Origin of the sequence: Desulforhabdus sp. TSK (genome assembly GCF_022836495.1) — a bacterium.
In the GTDB taxonomy this organism is placed as follows: domain Bacteria; phylum Desulfobacterota; class Syntrophobacteria; order Syntrophobacterales; family Syntrophobacteraceae; genus Desulforhabdus.
In genome coordinates, this window is sequence record NZ_BQXM01000032.1 from 1 (window position 1) to 22,263 (window position 22,263).

Annotated in this window: 14 protein-coding genes and 1 pseudogene; 10 read left to right on the forward strand and 5 right to left on the reverse strand. The window is 57.8% G+C overall.

Going from position 1 to position 22,263, the window contains the following annotated elements; all coding sequences use genetic code 11:
* From MWC30_RS16535 to MWC30_RS16555, 5 genes and pseudogenes are all read left to right on the forward strand, one after another.
* Positions 1–206 (forward strand): transposase (locus MWC30_RS16535; protein ID WP_244082570.1); only part of this gene is annotated, 206 nt, incomplete at its 5' end.
* A gap of 33 nt (positions 207–239) precedes the next feature.
* Positions 240–1,241: a group II intron reverse transcriptase/maturase gene (gene ltrA / locus MWC30_RS16540; protein ID WP_244085307.1), complete on the forward strand. Its 1,002-nt coding sequence runs from the start codon at positions 240–242 to the stop codon at positions 1,239–1,241.
* Positions 1,242–1,415: 174 nt separating this feature from the next.
* Complete coding sequence (locus MWC30_RS16545) at positions 1,416–1,694, forward strand: type II toxin-antitoxin system RelE/ParE family toxin (RefSeq protein ID WP_244085308.1); 279 nt, start codon at positions 1,416–1,418, stop codon at positions 1,692–1,694.
* A 12-nt stretch (positions 1,695–1,706) separates the two neighbouring features.
* Positions 1,707–2,024 (forward strand): HigA family addiction module antitoxin, encoded by a 318-nt coding sequence (locus tag MWC30_RS16550; protein ID WP_244085309.1) that lies wholly within the window; start codon positions 1,707–1,709, stop codon positions 2,022–2,024.
* 111 nt (positions 2,025–2,135) lie between these two features.
* Positions 2,136–2,384: pseudogene (locus MWC30_RS16555) on the forward strand (DUF262 domain-containing protein); the annotation flags it as partial.
* Positions 2,385–2,987: 603 nt separating this feature from the next.
* Here the strand turns inward: MWC30_RS16555 and MWC30_RS16560 are convergent.
* The 3 genes from MWC30_RS16560 to MWC30_RS16570 all read right to left on the reverse strand — a co-directional run bounded on the left by MWC30_RS16560 (position 2,988) and on the right by MWC30_RS16570 (position 10,908).
* A complete protein-coding gene (locus tag MWC30_RS16560) occupies positions 2,988–7,364 on the reverse strand; it encodes a translocation/assembly module TamB domain-containing protein (protein WP_244085311.1) in 4,377 nt (1,458 codons plus the stop codon).
* Positions 7,365–7,378: 14 nt separating this feature from the next.
* Entirely contained in the window at positions 7,379–9,196 is a 1,818-nt protein-coding gene (locus MWC30_RS16565; RefSeq protein WP_244085312.1) for an autotransporter assembly complex family protein, read from the reverse strand.
* A 236-nt stretch (positions 9,197–9,432) separates the two neighbouring features.
* A complete protein-coding gene (locus MWC30_RS16570; protein WP_244085313.1) occupies positions 9,433–10,908 on the reverse strand; it encodes an efflux transporter outer membrane subunit in 1,476 nt (491 codons plus the stop codon).
* Between the two features lie 398 nt (positions 10,909–11,306).
* Here MWC30_RS16570 and MWC30_RS16575 point away from each other — a divergent pair, with 398 nt between their 5' ends.
* The 4 genes from MWC30_RS16575 (at position 11,307) to MWC30_RS16590 (ending at position 17,492) form a co-directional block, all read left to right on the forward strand.
* The gene (locus MWC30_RS16575) at positions 11,307–13,493 is read left to right on the forward strand and encodes a vitamin B12-dependent ribonucleotide reductase (RefSeq protein ID WP_368860874.1); all 2,187 of its coding nucleotides are present in this window, start codon (positions 11,307–11,309) and stop codon (positions 13,491–13,493) included.
* 9 nt (positions 13,494–13,502) lie between these two features.
* Positions 13,503–14,183: a deoxyribonuclease V gene (gene nfi, locus MWC30_RS16580; protein WP_244085315.1), complete on the forward strand. Its 681-nt coding sequence runs from the start codon at positions 13,503–13,505 to the stop codon at positions 14,181–14,183.
* Positions 14,184–14,366: 183 nt separating this feature from the next.
* Positions 14,367–15,431, forward strand: coding sequence for a M48 family metallopeptidase (locus MWC30_RS16585; RefSeq protein WP_244085316.1), 1,065 nt, complete (start codon positions 14,367–14,369; stop codon positions 15,429–15,431).
* A gap of 240 nt (positions 15,432–15,671) precedes the next feature.
* On the forward strand, positions 15,672–17,492 hold the full coding sequence (locus MWC30_RS16590) for a hypothetical protein (RefSeq protein WP_244085317.1): 1,821 nt from the start codon (positions 15,672–15,674) through the stop codon (positions 17,490–17,492).
* 244 nt (positions 17,493–17,736) lie between these two features.
* On the opposite strand, the gene MWC30_RS16595 is transcribed toward MWC30_RS16590, so the two are convergent.
* The gene (locus MWC30_RS16595) at positions 17,737–19,074 is read right to left on the reverse strand and encodes a D-alanyl-D-alanine carboxypeptidase family protein (RefSeq protein ID WP_244085318.1); all 1,338 of its coding nucleotides are present in this window, start codon (positions 19,072–19,074) and stop codon (positions 17,737–17,739) included.
* A gap of 464 nt (positions 19,075–19,538) precedes the next feature.
* On the opposite strand from MWC30_RS16595, the gene MWC30_RS16600 reads away from it, so the two are divergent.
* Complete coding sequence (locus tag MWC30_RS16600; protein WP_244085319.1) at positions 19,539–20,561, forward strand: rod shape-determining protein; 1,023 nt, start codon at positions 19,539–19,541, stop codon at positions 20,559–20,561.
* 98 nt (positions 20,562–20,659) lie between these two features.
* Here the strand turns inward: MWC30_RS16600 and MWC30_RS16605 are convergent, their stop codons facing one another.
* Positions 20,660–22,222: a sigma 54-interacting transcriptional regulator gene (locus MWC30_RS16605; RefSeq protein WP_244085320.1), complete on the reverse strand. Its 1,563-nt coding sequence runs from the start codon at positions 22,220–22,222 to the stop codon at positions 20,660–20,662.
* Positions 22,223–22,263 lie beyond the last annotated feature (41 nt).

Here is a 22,263-nt window from a genome sequence, read left to right on the forward strand (position 1 = left end):
TACCGCGATGGGCCAAGAAGAACCTCTACATTAAATTCCTCCCCACCTATTCTCCTGAGCTCAATCTCATTGAGATCCTGTGGAGGAAGATAAAGTATGAATGGCTATCCTTCTCAGCCTATCTCTCTTTTAGTTTACTACAGGAGGCCATTGATCACATATTGAAGAACTTTGGAACGAAATACACAATCAACTTCTCCACCTAGAATGTTGTGAAACTTTTGCTTGGGTACTTAGGAGTGCCCACTGCGGTCGATCGCCTGATTCAACAGGCGGTGCTGCAGGTTCTCCAACCTGAGTGGGACCCGACGTTCTCGCCGTGGAGTTTTGGGTTCAGGCCTGGGCGCAGTGCCCATCAGGCTCTGCGGTGCGCCCAAAAGCACCTGAGAAGCGGCTATGGGTATGTCGTGGATATGGATCTCGAAAAATTTTTCGATCGAGTGAATCACGACAAGCTCATGGGGGAGGTCGTGAAGCGGGTAAGCGACGGGCGTGTTGTTACGCTGATTCGCCGCTTCCTGAAAGCAGGCGTCCTGGATCACGACTGTTTGCATGAGACGGTGGAAGGTACACCCCAGGGCGGTCCTCTTTCCCCGCTGCTCAGTAACCTGCTTCTGGATCAGTTGGACCGGGAGCTTGAGAGGCGGGGACACCGATTCGCCCGATATGCCGATGACTGCAACATTTACGTGAAAAGCCTGCGGGCGGGGAGAAGGGTACTGGAGAGTATCTCCCGCTACCTCACCTCCAAGCTCAAGCTCAAAGTAAATGAAGCCAAGAGTGCTGTCGGAAGGCCATGGGAGAGAAAATTCCTCGGTTTTAGCTTCAGCCGCCGCGGCTTCCGGCTCTTTGTCAGTGAATCGGCAGAGAAGCGGTTCAAGGAGAAGATCCGAGAGATCACGGGACGCACCCGTGGTCGGAGCATCCGCCAGTTCGCCCAGGAACTTCGTGCCTACCTGCTTGGGTGGCGGGAGTACTTTGGTCACAGTGAGGTCCGCTCCGGCTTCAAGGAGCTCGACTCCTGGATTCGCCGCCGCCTTCGCAGCTATCACTGGAAACAGTGGGGGCGAAGAGGTTACCGGGAGCTGCGCAAACGGGGGGTGAGCCGTCGGCTGGCCTGGAATACAGCCAAGTCGGCTCATGGTCCGTGGCGTCTCAGCCGCTCTCCTGCTCTTGCTTTTGCTCTCCCGGGCAAATCCTTCGATGAGCTCGGAGTGCCCCGGCTGTACATCAAACGATAATCTCGACCGAACCGCCTTGGTACGTGATCCGTATGCCAGGTGGTGTGGGAGGAGAGGGGCCGCGAGGCCTCTCCCTATCCCTATTAGGCCGGTAGCAGTGGGTGCACGGCGCTGGAGCCTCGAATCGCACTAGTAACGCTTGACGTTATGCACGCTCCGCGTTAATATCGGCCCATGATCGTCTCATTCAAGGATGCTGACACCGAACGGTTGGCCCAGGGCACCCGCGTGCGCCGGTTCGTCAACATCGAGTCTGTCGCCAGGCGCAAGCTTCGGCAGCTTGAGATCGCGGGCGTGCTCGACGACCTGCGGGTGCCGCCGGGCAATCGGCTTGAGGCGCTCAAGGGAGACCGTTCGGGACAGCACAGCATCCGGGTGAACGGCCAGTTCCGCATCTGCTTTCGTTGGACGCAAGCGGGTCCGCAGGACGTTGAGATCGTGGACTACCACTAGGAGGTGATGACGATGACCAAGCTCAAGCCAGTCAGCCCGGGCGAGCTCCTCTCTGAGGAGTTCCTCAAGCCCATGGGCATCTCGCAGTACCGTCTCGCCAAGGAGATCGGCGTTCCCGCCCAGCGCATCGGTGCGATCGTCGCGGGCAAGCGTGCCATCACGGCTGACACCGACCTGCGTCTCTGCAAGTTCTTCGGCCTCTCGGACGGATACTGGCTCCGGGCTCAGGCCGCCTACGACACGGAGGTCGCACAGGACCAGCTTCGGGACACACTCAAGGGCATCAAGCCGTGGTCAGAACTTGGCCGCCAGATCGGGCACACGGCCTAACCCGGGCGTCAACCTGGCAACGCCGTGTGAGGTATCCTCGGGCAGGGAGCGAGCGTAGGCGTTGTAGGTTACGCCCAGAGACGTTATGCGATGCGACCATAGGAGAAAAAGATGTCAAAACTCAACGTAGATCAAAAAACAATTTTCGACCTGTTTTCGGATAAAAAAGCAGATTTTCTCATTCCTGACTATCAACGCCCTTACGCTTGGGGCGAAGAGCAATGCCAAACTCTTTGGGATGATATTTTTCTCTTCTCCTTCCCAGATAATAATTACGAGGCCTTTGATGAAAATGAAGAGTATTTTCTTGGCTCAATTGTCACATTCAAAAATGAAAAAATGAAATCTGAGGTCATTGATAGTAAGCGTTCAGGGGGCTTTTCGTAAAATGGTCAATTTTCCTTTTGTACCCCCTATGGACAATTGGCCATCCTTTACGTATTTTATTGTCGAGTCAGTGGCTTACCGCTTTGGTGTGGGGCGTCCAAAAAGGGGCAAAATCGCCCGAATTTCTTGCCCGGTTCCTGGCCCTCCTGATCCCGGAGGGATCACAGCCATTAGACGGTGGTTGAGCCAGCAAAGGCGATACCACCGGTAGGCTGGTAGCATGATCATGCACCCTGAAGGGGTGCCAGCAAGGGCATTCTGCGACTGCGACCCCTCCAGGGTCGTTTCCTTCTTTTTCATTCTTAACCGGGGGTATCGGCCTTAAGGCCTCAACCCCCGGCTAATAGCTGTGAGCCCTCCGGGCTCTGGAGGGCCAAAAAACCGGCAACAATCGAGATTCAATTTGGACGCCCTAGGGTCGAGCCAATGTCACACCTCCTGAAAACCAAAATCCCAACATCTTGTATTTGATTCGATTCCGGCTTTCGCCGAAATGGCGGCTGCAGATTGACGACCGCAGATTGTCAGCCGCAGGTTGAGCCAACAACATTCTCTCCCGACCATTGCGCCGCAGCTTCAATAATCGCGCTTCCAGTTGACACCGAGCCCCGTCGTGGCGTCCGACCCGGCTTCCCCCGTGATGGTGATATTGGGAGTCAGCTCCACTTCCACGCGGGCCCTTCCGGCCTGGCCGCTGACATTCTTCTGAACATCCACGTAGATGTCTTCCGTCAGGTATTTCCCGACACCCACCGCTGTTTCCGACCCCTCGCCCTCCCGGAAATCCAGTTGATCCAGTCCCAGGAACCTGCGGCTGCTGCCGATGAGGTCCAGGCCGCTCCCCCCCGAAGAGAGGGCTCTCACCGCCTTGGCCAGCCTCAGGGCCTGCACGGGGGTGATGCTGGAAAGGTTTCTCCCGAAGAGGATGCGCGCCAGGATCTCATCCCGGGGGAGATAGGGGTCCGATTCGAGCTCGATCTTGGGTGACGAGGCCAGCCCCGTAACCACCAGGCGCGCCGTGATGTCCCTGGCCTGGGCTTCCGCCGTCACGTCCAGGACGGGAGCTGGCGGGACGGCGCCGTTGAACTGCAGGTTCCCCTTCACGAACTTGAAGCGTTTGTCGAGGAATTCGAAATAGCCCCGTATGACATCGAGATTTCCGGTGACCACGGGAGCATCGGAGCTCCCCTCGATGCGCAGCTTCCCGCTCCATTCGGATTCGAGGCCTCGGCCCCGCACAAACACGCGGTTTGGAAGGGTCACTCCGAGGTCGAGGTCCATCTTGAAGGGCGAGGAGGCCGCAGCTGGCTTTGCCTGCTTCCCCTCCTTCACGGGGCCGTTGATTTCGATGACTTCGAGGCGCGTCACGCCCGGCGGAAGGGACTTGGGCAGGCTCACCTGGGCCGGTGCCACCTCGAGCTTTCCGCCCAAGGCCATGCCCCGGGAGGAACCCTCCAGATTCAGCCCTCCCCGAAGCGTCCCCGTCACATCCTCGCGCCGCACGAGGGTGGCGTCCTTCAACGTCAGGTCCAGGTGAAAGGGGAAGTCCTTTTCGGGCAGCAGATCGATTCCCCCCGTGGCTGAGATGCTCCCCGCCCCGCCATCGGTCGCTTTCAGGGATTCAATGTCGAGGCGGCGTCCCTTCGCCAGAACCCTCGCGGAAAGGGCGTCGAGAACCGTGCCGCTCTGCAGGTTCTGATAATGCCCTTTTTCGATGACGGCATCTCCCGAAAGGACGGGCTCCGAAACGGTTCCCCCCATTTCCAGGTGCGTATTGAAATGACCCGAGAGCTTCTGCCCTTCCTGCGGAACGAATTCCATGACCTTGGCCAGATCCGCTTCGGCCTGGAGATTCCCCTGGAGGGGGCTCGAGGGTGGAAGGTCAAAGGCAAAAGGGACCACGGAAAAGCGCACGGGCACGGAAAGGCCTGCCGTCGCAGTCCCCTCCACCGGTCCCTGCAGCGCAGCGTCAACCTTCAGCACCCCGGCCTCCAGGGAGCTGTTCAGTGCCAGGTTCGCGGGGGGAACATTTTTCATGGAGGCCTTCCCGGACCGCACGTCCACCAGCCGCAGATTCAGCCGGGTGGACGGTCTGCCTGGATCTCCCGTCATCTGGAGCCGGCCGTTCCCCGTCCCCGAAAGGTCGTCCACTCCGGCAAGAGCGAGCATTCCCAGGGGAAATTCCTCCAAGCGGGCATCGAGACTCACCCTCCGGGGTCCCATATTTCCCGCGGCGTCCACGCGAGCCTTCCCAAATTTCAGTGCCAGCTTCTCAAGGGAAAGCTCCTGCCCCGAGCGGGTGAAACCCAGGGGCTGCAGGAGCTCCACCGGGTATTTTCCAAAATTTCCAGTGAGGCTTTTCACCTGAATGCGATCAGCGCTGCCGGACCTGGCCCATTCTCCCACGGTCTCCAGGTTGAAATCCTCGCGGGAGCGTCCCCTGGCCCTGCCCTGGAACTTGGCGCCCTTTTCATCGCCGGCTGCCTGGAGCTGGAGGCTTTTCAAGATGAGATCGGCCTGCTGAAAGTCCTGGATCTCCACTTTGGCGGAGCCGCTGGGCGCTTGAAGCACGTTCTTGAGGTCCGCATCCACCCCCACCTGCCCGGTTCGGCCGAAGGGCAAAACCAGGTCTTTCCCCTGGAGGAGGGCTTTGACATCCTGCTGCCCCCTGGCGTGGGACAAGAGCACCTTGATTTCACCCGTGCCCGCCAGGGGCTGTCCGAGAAATCGCCCCAGGGCCTTCAGATCGCTGAAGCGCCCGTTGACGTTTCCCTGTAAAAGCGTCTTGGACAGATCCACTCCAAGAGTTCCTTCGAGCTTGCTGCCGGGAGCATCCAGCCTCAGGTTGGCCACCTGGAGAATGTCCTTTTCCAGGGCGAACTCCAGGGCGGTCTTCAGGTTCTCCCTTCCCGCCCTGGCATCCAGAGAAAAATCCCCTCGGGGCGCCCCGGGCACCTCCCGTGCCCTCAGCTCCGAAGCCACTGCATCGAATCTGCTCTTCTCCCACTGGATATTTTGTCCCTTCACGGAAACGTCCAAAGCCAGAGCCTGGAAGGGTCCTTTCACATGGCCTTCCGCCTCCAGGCTTCCGGACAGGGGCTTTTTCATGGCTGCACCGACTGAATCCAGGCGGGGGAGCACCAGCTTCCAGCTTCCGTCCACCACCTTCTGGGTGAGATCCGCGGTGGCATCGCTGGTGAGGCGGAACCCCTGCCCCGCCAGTTCAAACCCTGAAATCTGCAATTTTCGGTTTTCATGGAGCGCCGCATGGCTGACCAGGGTCACCCTGGGTCCCATCAGGCCCATGACAGCGGGAGGCAATCCCCCCAATCCGACAGCTTCCCCTTCCAGGCGGGCGGTGGCCGGTCCCCGGCTCCCCTCTCCCTTCAGCCGGACATCGAGCTTTACGGCCCCTGGGTGCTCTGCTCCAAGAAAGGCGGTGATGAGCCGCAGATCTTTCACTTCGAGATTCACGTCCACCCATCCCTCCAGGGCAGCGGGATCGAAGTCTCCAACGGCGTTGAGAAGATGCTGATTTCCCTGAATTTCGAACCGGCGGATGGCAATTTTCCCCTGCGGCGGGACACTCACGTCCAGAGACCAACCCAGGGAGGTTTCCGGGAGCTTCTTCTCTTGCAGGAGATTCAATTTCTCCGCCTGGCCGCTTCCCGTGAGGCGGACCCCGGAAAAGCCCGCCGCCTGGCGATCCAGGGGCTCAAAATGCAGGTCGGTTTTTACATGCTCCACCTGGAGCTTCTGGACCAGGAGCTTCTGCAGATCGACCGTCAGCTGCCCCTGGGGGTGGGGCAGGATGCCGCCCACTTTGCCCTGGAGGCTCAGCCCCCCGGCGATAGGGGTCCCGGCAAGGGATTCCAGGACCTTGAGATCCTGCACCGCAAGGGTGAAGTCGCTGGAGAGCTCCTGGGACTGGAGGTTCAGCCCGCCCGACCCCAGGAGATGATAGCCCGCACCCTGCAGGTCCACCTTTTCCAGGGCCAGGGACTTTCCCGGAGTCAGGCGCAGTGTCAGGCCGAACCGGCTTTCGAGCCCCAGGAGAGGAACCAGTTCCGGTGGCAGGAGGGACGCAGCGGCGACAGACTTCCCATCGAGTCCGAGGACGGTTTCTTCGCGGACTCCCAGTTGGATTTGAGTATCAATGGATCCGTATTTCCCCAGGTTGCCCCTGAGGAACCCCTTCCAATCCGAAAGGGGCCCCTCCCCTCCGAGATCCACCTGGAGCTCGCCGGCCTCCTGCAGGTTCAAAACAGCCGCCAGCCAGCCGTTGGGAGCTTCGTGAAATTTCCCGTCCACCACCAGTCGAGATGGTTTTCCGACGAGAGTGGCGTCCAGGTCCAGGCGGGTTTCCGGCCCCGCATCGATACGGCGGAGGTGAAAAGCGGCCGTGAGGCCCTCCGCGTCCTGAGCTGCCCCGAGCTTCCCCTCGAACTGGAAGGCGCCGGCCTTTCCCACAACGGGCTGCCCCAGGACAAGCTCCTCCACCTTCAGATGATCCAGGGAGACAGGGGGGAGCTTTTCCGGCAATGTGAAGGGCTGAGGAGCTTCGGGAGGTTTGGGGGGCTCTTGGGGGGCCGAGGGCGGCAAGCGCTGGATTTCGATGCGGGCTGCCGTCAATGCTTCAATGTGAAACTTTCCTCCCAGGAGCGCCAGGGGGGACCAGGACAGGGCCACATTTTCGGCATGGAGCCACGTCCCCGCGGCATCCCGGACTTCCAGGCGCCCCAGTTGCATCCTGAAGGGAACAAACCCTTCCAGGTGCTCCAGGATCACCTGCTGTTCCGGTTCACTGCTGAGAAGACGCGACAGCCTGGAGGTGAGGAGATCCTTACCGGTACCGGTCTGCAGGAAGAGAAACAGCCCCAGGAGCAACACGAAGACTGCTCCCAGTGCTCCCGCCGCCCAGATGAACACTCTGCGTCGTTTCACAGGTTCCATGGCGCACTCACATCCTAAAATGCCTGTCCCAGGCTGATGTATACCTGAAAGGCGTCGTCCAGGCCCTCTCTGCGGTCCAGGGGAACCCCCACGTCCACACGCAGGGGACCGATGGGAGTGAAATAACGCACTCCGCCGCCTGTCCCCCACCGCAGGCTCGTGTCGAAGTCGGGGTAAACCGAATCGAAGGCGCTTCCACCGTCAAGAAAAGCCACCAGGCCGATGGTCTGGGTGATCTTCAGTCGGAATTCGGCGCTGAATTCGAGAAGTGATCGTCCCCCGACGGGATCCCCGTCCAGGAGAGGACTGACGGACTGGTAGGCGTATCCGCGAATGGAGCCGCCACCCCCTGCGTAAAAGCGGATATCCGCCGGGATGGAATTGGTGTCGACGCCGCTCATGCTCCCCACGGCCGCCCGGCCCGCAAAGACCAGGAAGGGATGCTCCAGAAGCGTCAGGTAATGGCTGTAGCTGCCGTAGCTTTTGAAAAAGCTGACATCGGATCCCAGGAGGTCGTAATAGGGAGCGGCCTGCAGCCTCAGGCGCCCGCCGCGGGTGGGATCCAGGAGATTGTCACTGAAATCCCAGTCAAACTGGCCCGGCAGGGAGACCAGCGCGAAGGTCTCACGGTCGGAATCCGGCGCTTTGGGATCGACTTCCGAAAGCCTCAGCCCCGGTCCGAGCCCGACTTTCATTCCCGGCCTCAAGTCCCGTTGCACGATCAACGAGCTCTCCACATTGTTGCTGGTGAAAGCGTCCGTATTCTCCCTGGCCACGCGGAGATTGGCATTGAGCACCTGGTCCGGCCTGAAGAAATCGACCTTCTGGAAGGTGTTGTCGAGAGCGATGACGAGCTCCGACAGGGTCAATGCCGTCTTAAAACGCTCTCCTTCATGAAACAGGTTGCGGTTTTCCCACGAAGCGGCGACCCCGGCGCCTTCATCGGTCTTGTAGCTCACACCGGCCCGGATGCTGCGATGCTTCCTTTCCGTCAATTCGACGGTGATGGGGAGGCGACCCTCTTCGTCCAGGGCCTCTCCCTCCTTGATGAGAATGAGCGAAAACAGGCGCGTATCGGTGTAGCGTTTGCGCGCCTCGGCAAAGAGGTCGGCATTGAAGCGCTCACCCGTCCGCCAGGGCAGCTTCCTTCTCACGAATTCCTCTTCCACCGACTCCAGTCCTTTGAAAGTCGTGTCGCCGAAGCGCCCTGGAGGACCGGCATCCAGAGTGTATGTCACAAAGACGCCTTCCTGGCTGTGATCGACGATCACCCTGCGATCGGCTACCCTGGCGAAGGGATATCCCTGCCTCCTCACGTCTCGAACCAGCAGATCCTGAGCATTGACGATACGGCTCGCGTCCGAAGGCTCGCCCACGGCCAGCCCAAGGGCAGAGGAAGACGGCATTTTCACATCGGGGAGAGAGGATCCTTCAATGGACTCGATTTCCACGGATTTCAAGAGGTAGCGCCGCCCCGTTTGAATTTCAAATACGACGCTGACAGGAGTTGTCTCTTCGTTCATCTCCAAGCGGATTTCAGCGGCGTAATAGCCCTGGGAACGGAGCACTTCACGAAGAGCCTCGACATCGTCGGCGGCTCTTCTCCGGAGGAGAAAGAGGGTGGCGGGAGGCTCCTCTTTTCGCGCCACGGTGATGGACACCGCCTCAAGAGTCTTTTGCAGGTCTTCGTCTGTAACGCCCCGCAGTGCCACAGTGTAAGGCACTCCGGATTCAGCCACGGCATTCCCCGCCACCAGGAGGACAACAACACCCCAGAGCCAATACATCAGGAGCAGGCGCCGCCTCGCGAATCCTTTTGTCTCAGTGTTCAAATACTCCTCCTCGACGGTGACGGCATTGTCCGGTTCGAATTGAGGCAGTGTGAACGCTTTACGGCCACCATCCCCCATCAGTGCTGTTGACTCAACGTCACCCCGGTGAAAACCGGGGTCCAAAGCGCTTGTTTTTTCGTCATTCCGGCTTTCGCCGGAATGACGAAAAAGGGTTGGCTCAACAGCAGTGACTCTCCCCCTCCTTCATTTTACGGCGGACAGACTCCGATCAGCCATCACGGGGAAGGTGGTACTTCCCATCCTCCTCCCAGGGCCTTGAAAAGAGCCACCAGGTTCTGAGAAACCAGCTGGTCGCTTTGAGCCAGGCTGTCCTGGGACTGAAAGAGGGCTCGCTGGTTGATCAGCACATTGAGGAAGTCCACCAGCCCCTGGGAATAGAGCTCGTTGGAGATATCCACCGCCTTGCGCGTCGCTTCGGTGGATTCTATCAGGGATTTCCGTGTTTGCTGCTCCTTGGCGTATGCCACGAGAGCGTCCTCCACGTCTTTCAGGGCATTGAGGACGCTCTGCTCATAGAGGATGGCCGCCTGTTCCTGCCGCGCATCCTGGACACGGATATTGGCTCGAATGCGTCCGCCGGCGAAAACTGGCCATGAGATCGAAGGGCCAAAGGAATAAAAGCGGCTTTCGGGAAGTGTGATGTCTGAAAAGTTCACACTCTGCTGTCCCAGGGCTCCCGTAAGTGAAAACTTCGGGAACAGATCCGCCGTCGCGACTCCAATGCGGGCGGTGGCCGCAGCCAGATCCTGTTCCGCGCGGCGTACGTCGGGCCTCCTGCGGAGCAGCTCCGAAGGGAGCCCCACAGGCACTTCAGGGGGACCGAACGGAATGGGGGCCTGCTCTGAGAGCTCTGCAAGGAGTGCCCCAGGGTCCTTTCCGAGCAGCACGCCCAATTGATGAATCGCCTGCCGCGCCGAGCTCTCCAGGCGAGGGACCTGTGCCTCCGTCCCTGCAAGCTGTGCCTTCGCCTGGGCCACATCCAGCTCGTTGCTCAGTCCCGCATCGTATCGCGCCTGCGTGAGCTCCAGCGTCTGCTGCTGGGCCCGGATATTTTCAGCGGCAATGGACAGGCGGAGCTGATCCCCCCTCAGCTGCAGGTAGTTGCGGGCAACCTCCGCCAGCAGAGAGACGAGCACATCCCGCAGATTCTCCTCGGAGGCGCCGATATCCGCCTCGGCCGCTTCCACGGACCTGCGGATGCCCCCGAAGACATCGATTTCCCAACTGGCATCGAACCCTGCGTCAAAGAGGTCTTGAGTGTTGCTGCCGCTCAGGCTCCCCACGGACGAAGAGGAGGCCGCTGAAGCCGACGGTGAAGATCTTTCGCTCCGTCGTATGCGACGGTAAGAGCCCGACGCGGTCAGATCGGGATAGGCATCGGCAGCCACCACACCCCTCAGAGCGCGGGCTTCCCGCACACGGGCTTCCGCCAGCTTCAAGTCGTTGTTGGACTGTACCGCCTGCTCGATGAGGACATCGAGCCTGGGGTCCTGAAAGAGGGTCCACCACCGGGCAACGTCGGCAGGGCCGGAAGCGGCCTCGCTTGCCGTGGCTTCATTCCACCTGGAGGGCACATCCATTCGAGGTTTGACATAATCCGGGCCTACCGTGCATCCGAAGACCCAGGCAAGGCTGCTCATTGCCAGCAGAGCCGGCAGCAGTCGTTTCGAAGGGGAAAGGCATTGCAGCATGAACGACTCCCGTGATACTTTCAGCCTGAAATTCATTTCATCATGTTTTTCCGTATCCTGCATCTGTTTACACCAGTTCGGAACCCGGAAACAACCCTCATGCGGCCGCCCATTTTTTTATCATGATATCTTGCCATTGTCCCAAAGCCTGCCTGATTCCATCATAATTTACTTTTTGACACCCCTTGTTTTTCCCCTATCATAAATGTTTCATAGTTACAGGAAAGCACGAAGCTCCAAAGAACAGAGTATCTTTAGCTAGTTCAATTTATTACTAAAATACCTCAATACCGAAAGAGGATACGATCATTATGGCCGATCGCATACCGTCCCCTGCAAAGCAGGCCAGTCATGAGCAGGAACCATCCGATTCCTCCAGCTCCGCCGAGAAAAGGCGTATGACCCTCGTCAAGAAAGAACCTCCCCTGGTGCTTTCTCCCAATGCTCTGGTGGTCCTGAAGAAGCGCTACCTGAAAAAGAATGAAAAGAACGAGCCGGTGGAAACACCGGAAGAGCTCTTCTGGCGCGTAGCCAAGGCCATTGCCAAGGGTGACGGGACTTACGAGGGGACCGACCGCATCGAGGAAACCGCCTTCAACTTCTATCGACTCATGGCGTCGCTGGATTTCATCCCCAACTCCCCGACGCTCATGAACGCCGGGCGCCGTCTGGGGCAGCTCTCGGCCTGCTTTGTGCTGCCGGTGGAAGATTCCATCGACAGCATTTTCGAAGCCATCAAGCACGCGGCCATGATCCACAAGAGCGGCGGGGGAACGGGTTTCAGTTTTTCCAGGCTGCGCCCGGAAAACGACAAGGTGCTTTCCACACAGGGGATTGCCAGCGGCCCCGTTTCCTTCATGAGCGTCTTCGATTCGGCCACGGAAACCGTCAAGCAGGGTGGAACCCGCCGGGGCGCCAACATGGGCATCCTGCGGGTGGACCATCCGGACATTGAAAGATTCATCACGTGCAAGACCGACAACGACCGTATGACCAATTTCAATATTTCCGTCGCCATTACGGATGCCTTCATGGAGGCCTTCGAAAAGGATACGGATTATGATCTCATCAATCCCCGCACACAGCAGTCCGTCGGCAAGATATCCGCGCGCAGGATCTTCGATCAGATTGTAAAATCGGCATGGAAAAACGGGGAGCCGGGAATCATTTTCCTGGACGCCATGAACCGGGGCAATCCCACTCCCCAGGTGGGAATGATCGAAAGCACAAACCCCTGTGGAGAACAGCCCCTCCTTCCTTACGAATCCTGCAACCTGGGCTCCATCAATCTTTCTCACATGGTGAAAGATGGAAAGATCGACTACGCCCATTTGAAGGACGTGATCTGGGATGCCGTGCATTTTCTCGACAACGTCATCGAAGTCAACAAGTATCCTCTGCCGAAAATCCAGGAATTGACCAAGTCCAACCGCAAGATCGGACTCGGAGTCATGGGGTTTGCGGACATGCTCATTGCCCTCGGCATTCCTTACAACTCCGAAGAGGCCGTCGCCACGGCAGAGGAAGTCATGTCCTTCATCCAGAAGGAGAGCAAGGCCGCGTCCGCTCAAATGGGAGAGACACGGGGGAATTTTCCCAATTACAAGGGGTCCATCTACGACCGCGCCGATACCCCGCACATGCGCCATGCCACCACGACCACCATTGCGCCGACGGGGACCATCAGCATCATCGGAAATTGCTCCAGCGGCATAGAGCCTCTCTTTGCCATCAGCTACGTGCGCAAGGTCCTGGGCGGTGAAGAGCTGCTGGAGGTCCATCCCCTCTTCCAGAAAGTCGCCCATGAACGGGGATTTTATTCCGATGAGCTCATGAAGCGCATCGCCGAGCGCGGAAGCATCAAGGACTTCATGGAGATCCCCTCGGATGTCCGCCGCAGCTTCGTCGTCTCTCACGATGTCTCTCCCGAATGGCATATCCGCATCCAGGCGGCGTTCCAGAAGCACACGGACAATGCCGTCAGCAAGACCATCAACTTCCCCTTCGAAGCCACGGTGGAAGACGTGGCCAGCGCCTATCTCAAGGCTTTTCAACTGGGATGCAAAGGGCTGACCATTTACAGGGATGGAAGCCGTGACGTGCAGGTCCTGAACATTCAGCGCAAGGCGAAGTATCCCCAGGTGGAGCCCAGGCCGAGGCCCGACAAGACTACGGGTTTTACGGAGCGCATCGACACGGGCTGCGGCAAGCTCTACGTCACCATCAACCAGGACGAATACGGCTACTGCGAAGTCTTCGCCCAAATGGGCAAAGCCGGAGGATGCGCCTACTCCCAGATTGAAGCCACCAGCCGCCTCATTTCTCTGGCTTTGCGGTCGGGAGTCAAGATGGACGCCATCGTGCGGCAGCTCATGGGCATCCGCTGTCCCTCGCCCGTGTGGAAAAATGGCGAGCAGGTCGTTTCCTGCTCCGACGCCATTGCGAAAGTCCTCAACCATCGTGCGGAAACTCATGTTGCGTCCGTTGCCGCCGAAATGGGCGCCTGCCCGGACTGCGGCTCCGCCGTGGAGCACGAAGGCGGCTGCATTGTCTGTCGGTCCTGCGGGTTCTCCCGCTGCAGCTGAGGAAAGCGCATGCCCCACCTTCACCGCTGGGACCTATCGCCCAAGGAAGCCATAGCACTCCAGCGTGAGCTCGCTCAGCGAGTCCGGTTGCAGCCGCTCCCCGAACATTTTGAGGTTCTGGGAGCGGCTGACATCGGCTACATCCCCAGGAAAAACCGCCTTGTGGCGGTGATGCTCACTTTCCGGTGGCCCGGGCTGGAGCCACTGGAAACCGCGCATGTCATCGCCCCCATCCCTTTCCCCTATATCCCGGGGCTGCTCTCCTTCCGGGAGGTTCCATCGTTGCTGGCTGCCCATCACCAGTTGCAGCGCCCACCCGATGTGCTCCTGTGCGACGGCCAGGGCATCGCGCACCCCCGCAGGCTCGGCCTGGCCTCCCACCTGGGCCTGTTTTTAGACATCCCGACAGTGGGATGCGCCAAGACGCGATTGTGCGGAACTCATGCCCCATTGGACCTCCGACGGGGAAACTACATGCCCCTGCTCCTTGCGGAAGAAACGGTGGGATATGTCTATTGCTCCCGTGAGGGAGTCAAGCCTGTCTATATCTCACCCGGACATCTGGCGGACCTGGAGAGCTCGCGAAAGATCATCGAAGGCTGCGTGGGGCGCTATCGCCTCCCTGAGCCCCTGAGGAAGGCCCACAACCTCGCCACACAACTGCGCCAAACGCTTGCACAACCCGAATGATCGACTTCGAAGCACTGCATCAATGCCATTGTGCCGTTTTCCAGGCGGGATGAGATTCTGGAAGTTCATTCCGGGGTATTTTATTCCTTGACCCTGAACCGCAGATTCCTTTAAATCCTTTCGCAGGTTTTTGATTCCAGGCCTCCAGTGTTTGAAGAAGATCAGATGATCAAGGAGATCGGCATGAGTGATCCCGTGATGCGGGAAGACTGGGCAGCGCTCATCGATGTTTTGGATTTGACCCTCAAAGGAATCCAGGACAGGAGAGCGGGATCCGTCTGGCGGAGCCTGCTGGAATTTTCCAGCACAGCCGCCATGTTGGGCATGGAAGACCTGGCTGCGGCCGGCACGCGTTTTCAGGAATTCTTCAGGACCGAGATGGGCGACCCTTGGCAGGAGCATGCTGCCGCAGCTCTCGGAGCTTCCATGGCAGGTCTCCGCGACAGCATGGAGGCCAATGGCTTCGAGGCTCCCTTTTCTGCCGACGTGAAGGGGCTGCTCTCTCCCCTGGATTCTTTCCGGGAGAAGGCGGAATGCCCTCCACCTGCCCCGCCGCAAACCATGGATACAGTCGACAGGTACCGGGAGCTCCTGCAGCTCGATCCCTCTTCCCAGATTTTCGTCACCCTGGCAGAAGCGCTCTGTTCCCAAAAAGCATGGGCGGAGGCCATCTCCGTGTGCCGCCGGGGACTGACTTTTCACCCGCAAAACCTGGCAGGGCGAGTGCTGCTGGGTTGGTCCCTATGGGAATCGGGGGAGCTCGAAGAGGGAGAGAGCATCCTTCAGGACGCCCGGAAAGATTTTGAAAAAAATGCCGTGCTTTACAAAATCCTGGCTGCCGCAGCCGAAAGGAACGGCGATGCGGAAAACTCATCCGGAATGATGAAGCGGTACCATGCCATCGCCTCAGAACCGGACCGTCCTCCGTCTGCACTCCCCGCACCTCAACCCGAGGCGGCGGTGGCGGCAGCCCCACTCCCCGTCGCACCCTCCGGGGAGGTGGAGACGATACCGTTGCGCGTCCCTGAAGAACCGGCTGAGGCACCCTTGCAGGAAGCCGCGCTGGAGATGCCGGGGGAGGATGTTGACACTTCTTCATCCGCTCCTTCCGTCGCAGCATTTTGCAAATTTCTGGAACAATACACGCGCAAGCCGCCTCTCACGTTTCCTGGGTCCGTGTTCTTTTCACGAGAGGATCGTGACGCATTGAAAAAAATCCTGCAGTGTCGGACTGCCAAACTTTCCTGAAGGGATAGAGGATTTCCACTGCGGGGAACGCGGATTTATAAAGATTTATTTCACAGTTTGCTTGGCTTTTTGCACCCTGCGGTGTAAGGTTGTGCCTTTAGTCATGAGATCAATCCGTCGATTCACCCACCACTCCATGAACGGGTGGGGAGACGAAAGGAGAGTTATTGCAGAAACAATGGGTTACGGACAATTTTTGATCCCATAGACATGCATTCAAGGTTCTAGAGAAGGAAGATGATGGCAGACCTCATTCATTCATTCCATATCCCTGTCATGGGAACGGCATTCACCATTGAGTCACCGGCAAAAATAGCGAAATACGGGATTTCCTCGGTTCTTTCCTGTGTTGACGATACGCTCATCGAGAGGATGCGAAAGTTCTACTGCAAAATGATGGGCGAAGAATTCATTCCGATCCATAAAGCGGATCCGGATGCCAGAGCCAATCGGATCACTGCATACCTCAATCTCCTGGACCGCATCGTCAAAGATCAATTTGAAAAACTCAAGGCATCCGCTTTCGAGATCGGCAGTGAAATCACCAGGTATTTCGAGCTCCTGGCTGACTCATCGCCGTTGAAGCAGGCTTATAACCGCATGCTTGCCATGAGCAACTCGGCCGAGAAGCAAAGAGTCCAGGAGGAGTTGAGAGAGAAGATCCGGCCCGGAAGCATTGACGTCAACATCATGACGAAACTGGATCGCACCAATTTCGATTCCAACGGAGAGCCGCTTCCCGGGGAATTCACGGATGCTCTGGCTGCACTGCGAGGATACGCCAACAGCAGGCTCCATTCGTCCATCATATTCTCCGCAGGGTTCAATGGACGTTTGTACAGTTATGCCGAAAACTTCGAAGATTTTCACGCAGACGAGAACCAGTTCATCAAGAAGAAGATCGTCGTCAAGGTCAATGATTACCGCTCGGCCCTGACCCAGGGAAAATTCTTCGCCAAGAAAGGGCTGTGGGTCTCGGAATACCGCCTGGAGTCCGGGCTGAATTGCGGCGGACACGCTTTCGGCCACGGTGGAAATCTCATGGGACCCAGCCTGGAAGAGTTCAAACAGAAAAAGAGCGAGCTCGTCTCAACGCTCTTTGACCTATACAATAAGGCCCGCAAGCAGAAGGGAAAGAAAACGTTCGACGCCCCTCATCCCGTGCGCATTACGGCTCAAGGCGGCATCGGCACCGCACATGAAAATGATTTTTTGCTCACTTACTACAATGTCGACGGAACGGGTTGGGGAACCCCTTTCCTGCTCGTACCTGAAGCCACTACAGTCGATCACGAAACCCTGAAAAAGCTCTGCCATGCCTCGTCGGAAGACCTGGTTCTCAGCAATGTCTCCCCCCTGGGGATTCCCTTCAACAACTTGAGAAATTCCGCGAGTGAAGAATCCAAACTGAAAAAGATCCGTGAGGGACGTCCGGGCAGTCCCTGCATCAAGGGGCACCTCGTCTCCAACACGGAATTCACGACGAACCCCATCTGCACGGCTTCCAGCCTTTATCAAAAACAAAAATTGCAGCAGTTGGCCGGAGAGAAGATGGATGCGGCATCGCTCCAGGAAGCCAGTGAAAACATCCTCGCCAAAGCCTGCTTGTGCAACGACCTGGCAGGGGCCGCCATGCTGCTGCATCAGCTCAATGAGCCCGGAGACCTGCCCAGCACTCCCGCTATATGCCCGGGCCCGAATCTCGCCTATTTTTCCAGAACCTATACTCTCGAAGAGATGGTGGATCACATTTACGGCCGCACGAGCCTGCTCGATGGAGCGCATCGCCCCAACATGTTCATCGCCGAGCTGGACATGTACATTGATTATCTGGAACGGGAGATCAATGACTCACTGCCAGCGGCCAATGACCAAAGGATCAAGTATTTCGGAGAATTCAGAGACAATCTGGTGGAAGGGCTTGCCTACTACGAAGGATTGATCCCCAAGATGACGGAAGAAACTCCCGAATACCACAACCAGGCCCTTGCGGATCTGCGTGACAGCAAGAAGCGCCTGGAAGCCTTGACTCTACGCCATAAAGAAGTATTTCACCTTTAAGACGCCGCGGAAGAAATGGATATCCAGCCTGCTGTCCTCCGTCATTTGTAATAAAGTGTAGGGTGCGTTTTACGCACCATTGTGGCACAAGCAGTTCCGCAGTACGGATGGTGCATAAAATACACCCTACCCCAAGTGATGGATGCCGATTTATTGCCTCTTGTGCAATATCGCAGCGCTTACCAAACACAGCCGTTGAATATCGAAGACACGCCGGACAGCGAAATCAACAGGGGGAAGTCCCCTATCCCCTCCGGCCTTTCTTGTCCTTTGTGGTTTGGGCCGTAGGCTGAGCCTTGGGAGCGGCGACAGCCTTGGGAGCAATGGAAGGTGTTGAGGAAGCGGTCTTGACCTTACCGGCCGGGCTAGGATTTGTCGTTGCAAGCTTCCTGGAGGGCTCGACTGGGGCTTTTGCAGCTTGGGCGACCTTGGCGACCTTTTCTGACTTTGCAGGAACTGCCCGGGCCATTTTGGTCCGAGGAGAGCTTTGCTTTGCAGCGACATTCCTGGAACGGGAAGCGACCTGCTTGCCGGCCCCAGCCTTTTGTATTTTCACGATTTCCTTTTTGGGCGCTTTCTTTCTCGCGTATTTCGGAGTGGTCCGCGGCTGGGGGACCTCTTCGACGGGCTTGATGGCCTTGATGATTTTCGGTTTTGCTTCCACCTCGCAAGACCGGCCTGTTTCGAGGATGCCCGCGTCCGAAGCGATTTTCACCCGACCCGCATTGCCTGTATCCTGAACCTCCATGATGCCGGGAAGGCCGCCGCCCACCAACTGAAAACCATACTCCAGGAGCTTTTCGGTTTCGGAGGCACGCGTGCCGGCTGAAGGGGCTCCCATGACGACAGCGAGAAGCCGCACATCACCTCTTTTGGCCGTCGCAGCGAGATTGTAACCCGAGGCGCAGACGAAGCCGGTTTTCAGCCCATCGACGCCGGGGCATTTCCCCAGGAGCCTGTTGGCGTTGCGGTGGGTTTCAGTGCGGTAAGTATACGTGCACATGGAATGAATGTTCAGCGATTCGGGGAAACGATGCAGATAGGCCAGGGAGAGCCGGGAGATATCCCGGGCCGTTGTCAGCTGTCCCTTGGCGGGGAGTCCGTTGGGTGTCATGAAGACGGTGTTGCGCATGCCCAGCATTCTTGCCTTGATGTTCATTTCCCTCACAAACTGTTCCACGCTGCCCGAAAAATGCTCAGCCGCAGCAACGCAGGCATCATTTCCCGACACCACTGCCATTCCCTTGATGATTTCCTCCAGGGGAACCTGGTCTCCCGCACGAAGTCCCATGCGCGACCCTCCAGTGCTCGCCGCACGGCAGCTTACATTCACGTTATCCCACAGTCGGGCGCGTCCGTCCCGAATGGCTTCAAAGATGAGATAGAGAGAGAGGACTTTGGTGATGGAGGCGGGGGCTATGAGGGTATCGGCGTTTTTTTCATAGAGCACTCGATTATCACGGGTATCAATGAGAATAGCGGAGCGGCTGTTAACGGAAAATGGGGCCGCGATTGCCAACCCTGGAATCAACACTGTCAAAAGAAGCCACGCCACCCAGACCACAGCCGTTTTTGTCCGCATACCCGGAATCCTTTCAAATGGAGCTTTGCTCGCACACCACGGATAAAACAAGGGGTCGAATACGATTTACTATGAGCACCGCCCTGAAACCTTCGTCCTGAAGCCACCCCGTAATTCGGCAGAATTCCCCCTAAAGATAAAAAGAGCTCACGGTGCGATGCTCTTCTCGCCCTCGACCGGGGAAGGGCCTGTACTGCAAGATGTGTTGCCCTAAGTCTATGGTGAGAGCGCTCGCATTTGTCAACCGAAAAGCTACGCGGAGCAAGGAGAAAAACGCTTTGCTTCTCTTTGACGGAATTTCTGAACGGAATCTTGTTTGGCAGGTGCCGGACAGTCCTTGGGAATTTTGTCTGATGAACAATTTGCACACCGGCGTAAATGTTGCTATATACATGGGCGCATGACCATTGTGCTCCTTGGAAGCAGCCTCGCAATAACCAGCCCCATTTGAAGGGAAAACGTAAATGATCGGGCGAATGTTTGACTTTTTATCCAAAGACATGGCGATGGACCTTGGGACGGCAAATACCTTGATCTATGTGAGGGGGAAGGGAGTCGTTCTAGACGAGCCTTCAATGGTTTGCGTGGACAAGGAAACGCAAAGAGTCGTCGCTGTGGGAAAAGAGGCAAAGAATCTTTCGGGCCGACACGGCAAGAACACCATGAGTGTGAGACCTCTCAAAGACGGCGTCATTCACGACTTCGAAACGGCAGCCCACATGATTCGGACTTTCCTGGGCAAGGTTTTCAAGCGAGTCCCCCTCTCTCGTCCCAAACTGGTCATTGCAGTGCCTGCCGGCATCACTTCCGTGGAAAAAAGAGCTGTCATGGAAGCGTCGGAAATGGCCGGCGCCGGGAAGGTCTACCTCATCGAGGAGCCCATGGCCGCAGCCATCGGCAGCGGTCTTCCCATAGACAAACCCATGGGACAGATGGTCGTCGACATCGGCGGAGGTACAACCGAAGTCGCCATCATTTCCGGTTTTGCCGTGTCCTGCAGCGAATCCCTGCGCGTAGCGGGCGATGAAGCCAATGAAGCCATCTGCAATCATATCCGCCGGCAGCACCGCCTGAACATCAGCGAATCCATGGCTGAAATCATCAAAATAAAGATCGGCGCCGCCGTACCCCTCAAGAAGCCCCTGGAGGTGAAGCTGCGGGGCAAAGATCTGGCGAGCAGCATGCCGAAGGTAGTCACCATCACGGATTCCGACATTCGTGAGGCCATCAAGGAGCCCACCCTGGCCATTGTGGAAGGCGTGCGACGCGTCCTGGAGAAAGCATCCCCGGACCTGGCCTCCGATGTGGCGGAAAACGGGATCTGGCTGGCGGGTGGGGGCGCTTTACTCAAGGGGCTGAGACTCCTCGTCCACCAGGCGACGGGGCTGAATGTCCAAAAATCCGAAGATCCTCTCCGTGCCGTCATCCGGGGCGCCGGCGCCGTTACGGAGCAGTTCGATTTTTATCGAGACGTTTTCCTCAATTGAAGGGAGACGCCGAGCGCATCCACCTTCCACGACACTGAACCCCCTTCAGGGCTCGGCAGGAAAGAGATACTCGAGGCGGAGAAGAGCACGAGGACGATTCACTGTCTCTCCCTCATACCCGCGCTTCGCCGGCGGCGTTTGTCGAGGAGATCATCCAGGCCGAATTTTTTGATGCGGTACCCCATCTGCCGCAGCGTGAGTCCAAGCTCCCTGGCCGCCCGAGACTGGATCCACCTGTTCCGCTCCAGCGCAGCGACAACTTCCTTTTTCTCCATCTCTTCCAGACGTGACAGGGAATCCGAACCTTCCAGGGGGGAAAGCCTTTCACGCGAATGCATGTGGGGGGGAAAGTCCCTGAGGTCCATCTCATTGCCGTCCACGAGGATCGCCAGGCGCTCGATGAGGTTTTCCATTTCGCGAACGTTGCCCGGCCAGTCGTAGAGGGTCAGGACCTCCATGGCCTGGGGCGTAATCCGGAACCTCCGCCCATATTCCCGGGAAATTTTCTCGATGAAATGCTCCAGGAGAAAGGGAATATCCTCCGCCCGCTCCCGCAATGGTGGCACCTGAATGGGGAAAACATTCAGCCTGTAGTAGAGATCCTCGCGAAACAAACCTTCAGTCACTGCCTTGGAAAGGTCCCGGTTGGTGGCCGCGATGATGCGAGCGTCCACCTTGATGGTCCTGGTGCCGCCCAGCCGTTCGAACTCACGTTCCTGCAGAAATCTCAAGAGCTTGGCCTGGAGCGCCAGGGAGAGCTCACCGATTTCGTCCAGAAAAATCGTTCCGCCCACGGCTTCCTCGATGCGTCCGATCTTTGCCCTGGACGCCCCGGTGAAAGCGCCTTTTTCATATCCAAAGAGCTCGGACTCCAACAGATTTTCGGGGAGGGAAGTGCAGTTCACTTTGACAAACGGGAGCTTGGCCCGGTTGCTGAGCTCATGGATGATGCGGGCGATGAGCGTTTTTCCCGTGCCGGACTCCCCCAGGAGCAAGACGGAAGCTTTGCTGGGAGCGACCTTTTTGATCATTTCCTGAACCCCTGCCATACTCCGGCTCCTGGCCACCATGAAGAAATGACCGTAACGCTCGGACAGCTCCGCCCGGAGGGAAATGTTCTCCTTTCGCAGGGACTCCTCGCGGGCCTTGACCTGGCGATTGATGCTGACAAACTGGGCGACCAGGGTAGCAACAATGGAAAGGAAGCGAATGTCTTCCTCGAAAGACACTTCATCGCCGAAGAGCCGGTCCACACTCAGCACCCCGATGGGAGCAGCCTGCAGCTTGATGGGCACTCCCAGAAAGGAGATGCGGTCCTTTTCAATGCGGCGGGACCGGGTCTTGTTGAGAAACAGGGGCTCGCGGCTGATGTCGGGCACAACGAAGGGCTCGGCCGTTTGAAAGATCAGGCCGGTAACCCCCTCATCCTGTCGGTAAACGCCACGCTTTTTTTCCGTAGGACTCAGCCCGTGTGAAGCACATATGATGAGATGCCCGGTTTCATCATCTTTCAAGGTCACCGTGGCCCGTTTCATGGAGAGGGATTCCGAGAGGATTCCCAGGATGGTTTCCAGGGCCTGATCCAGGTTCAGGACTTGTCCGATGAGGCGACTGATCTCATAGAGGACTTTCAATTCGAGCTCGCAAATTTTCGTTTCCATAATACGCTGAATTGGCAGCAAGAAATATGCCTCTCACCCGG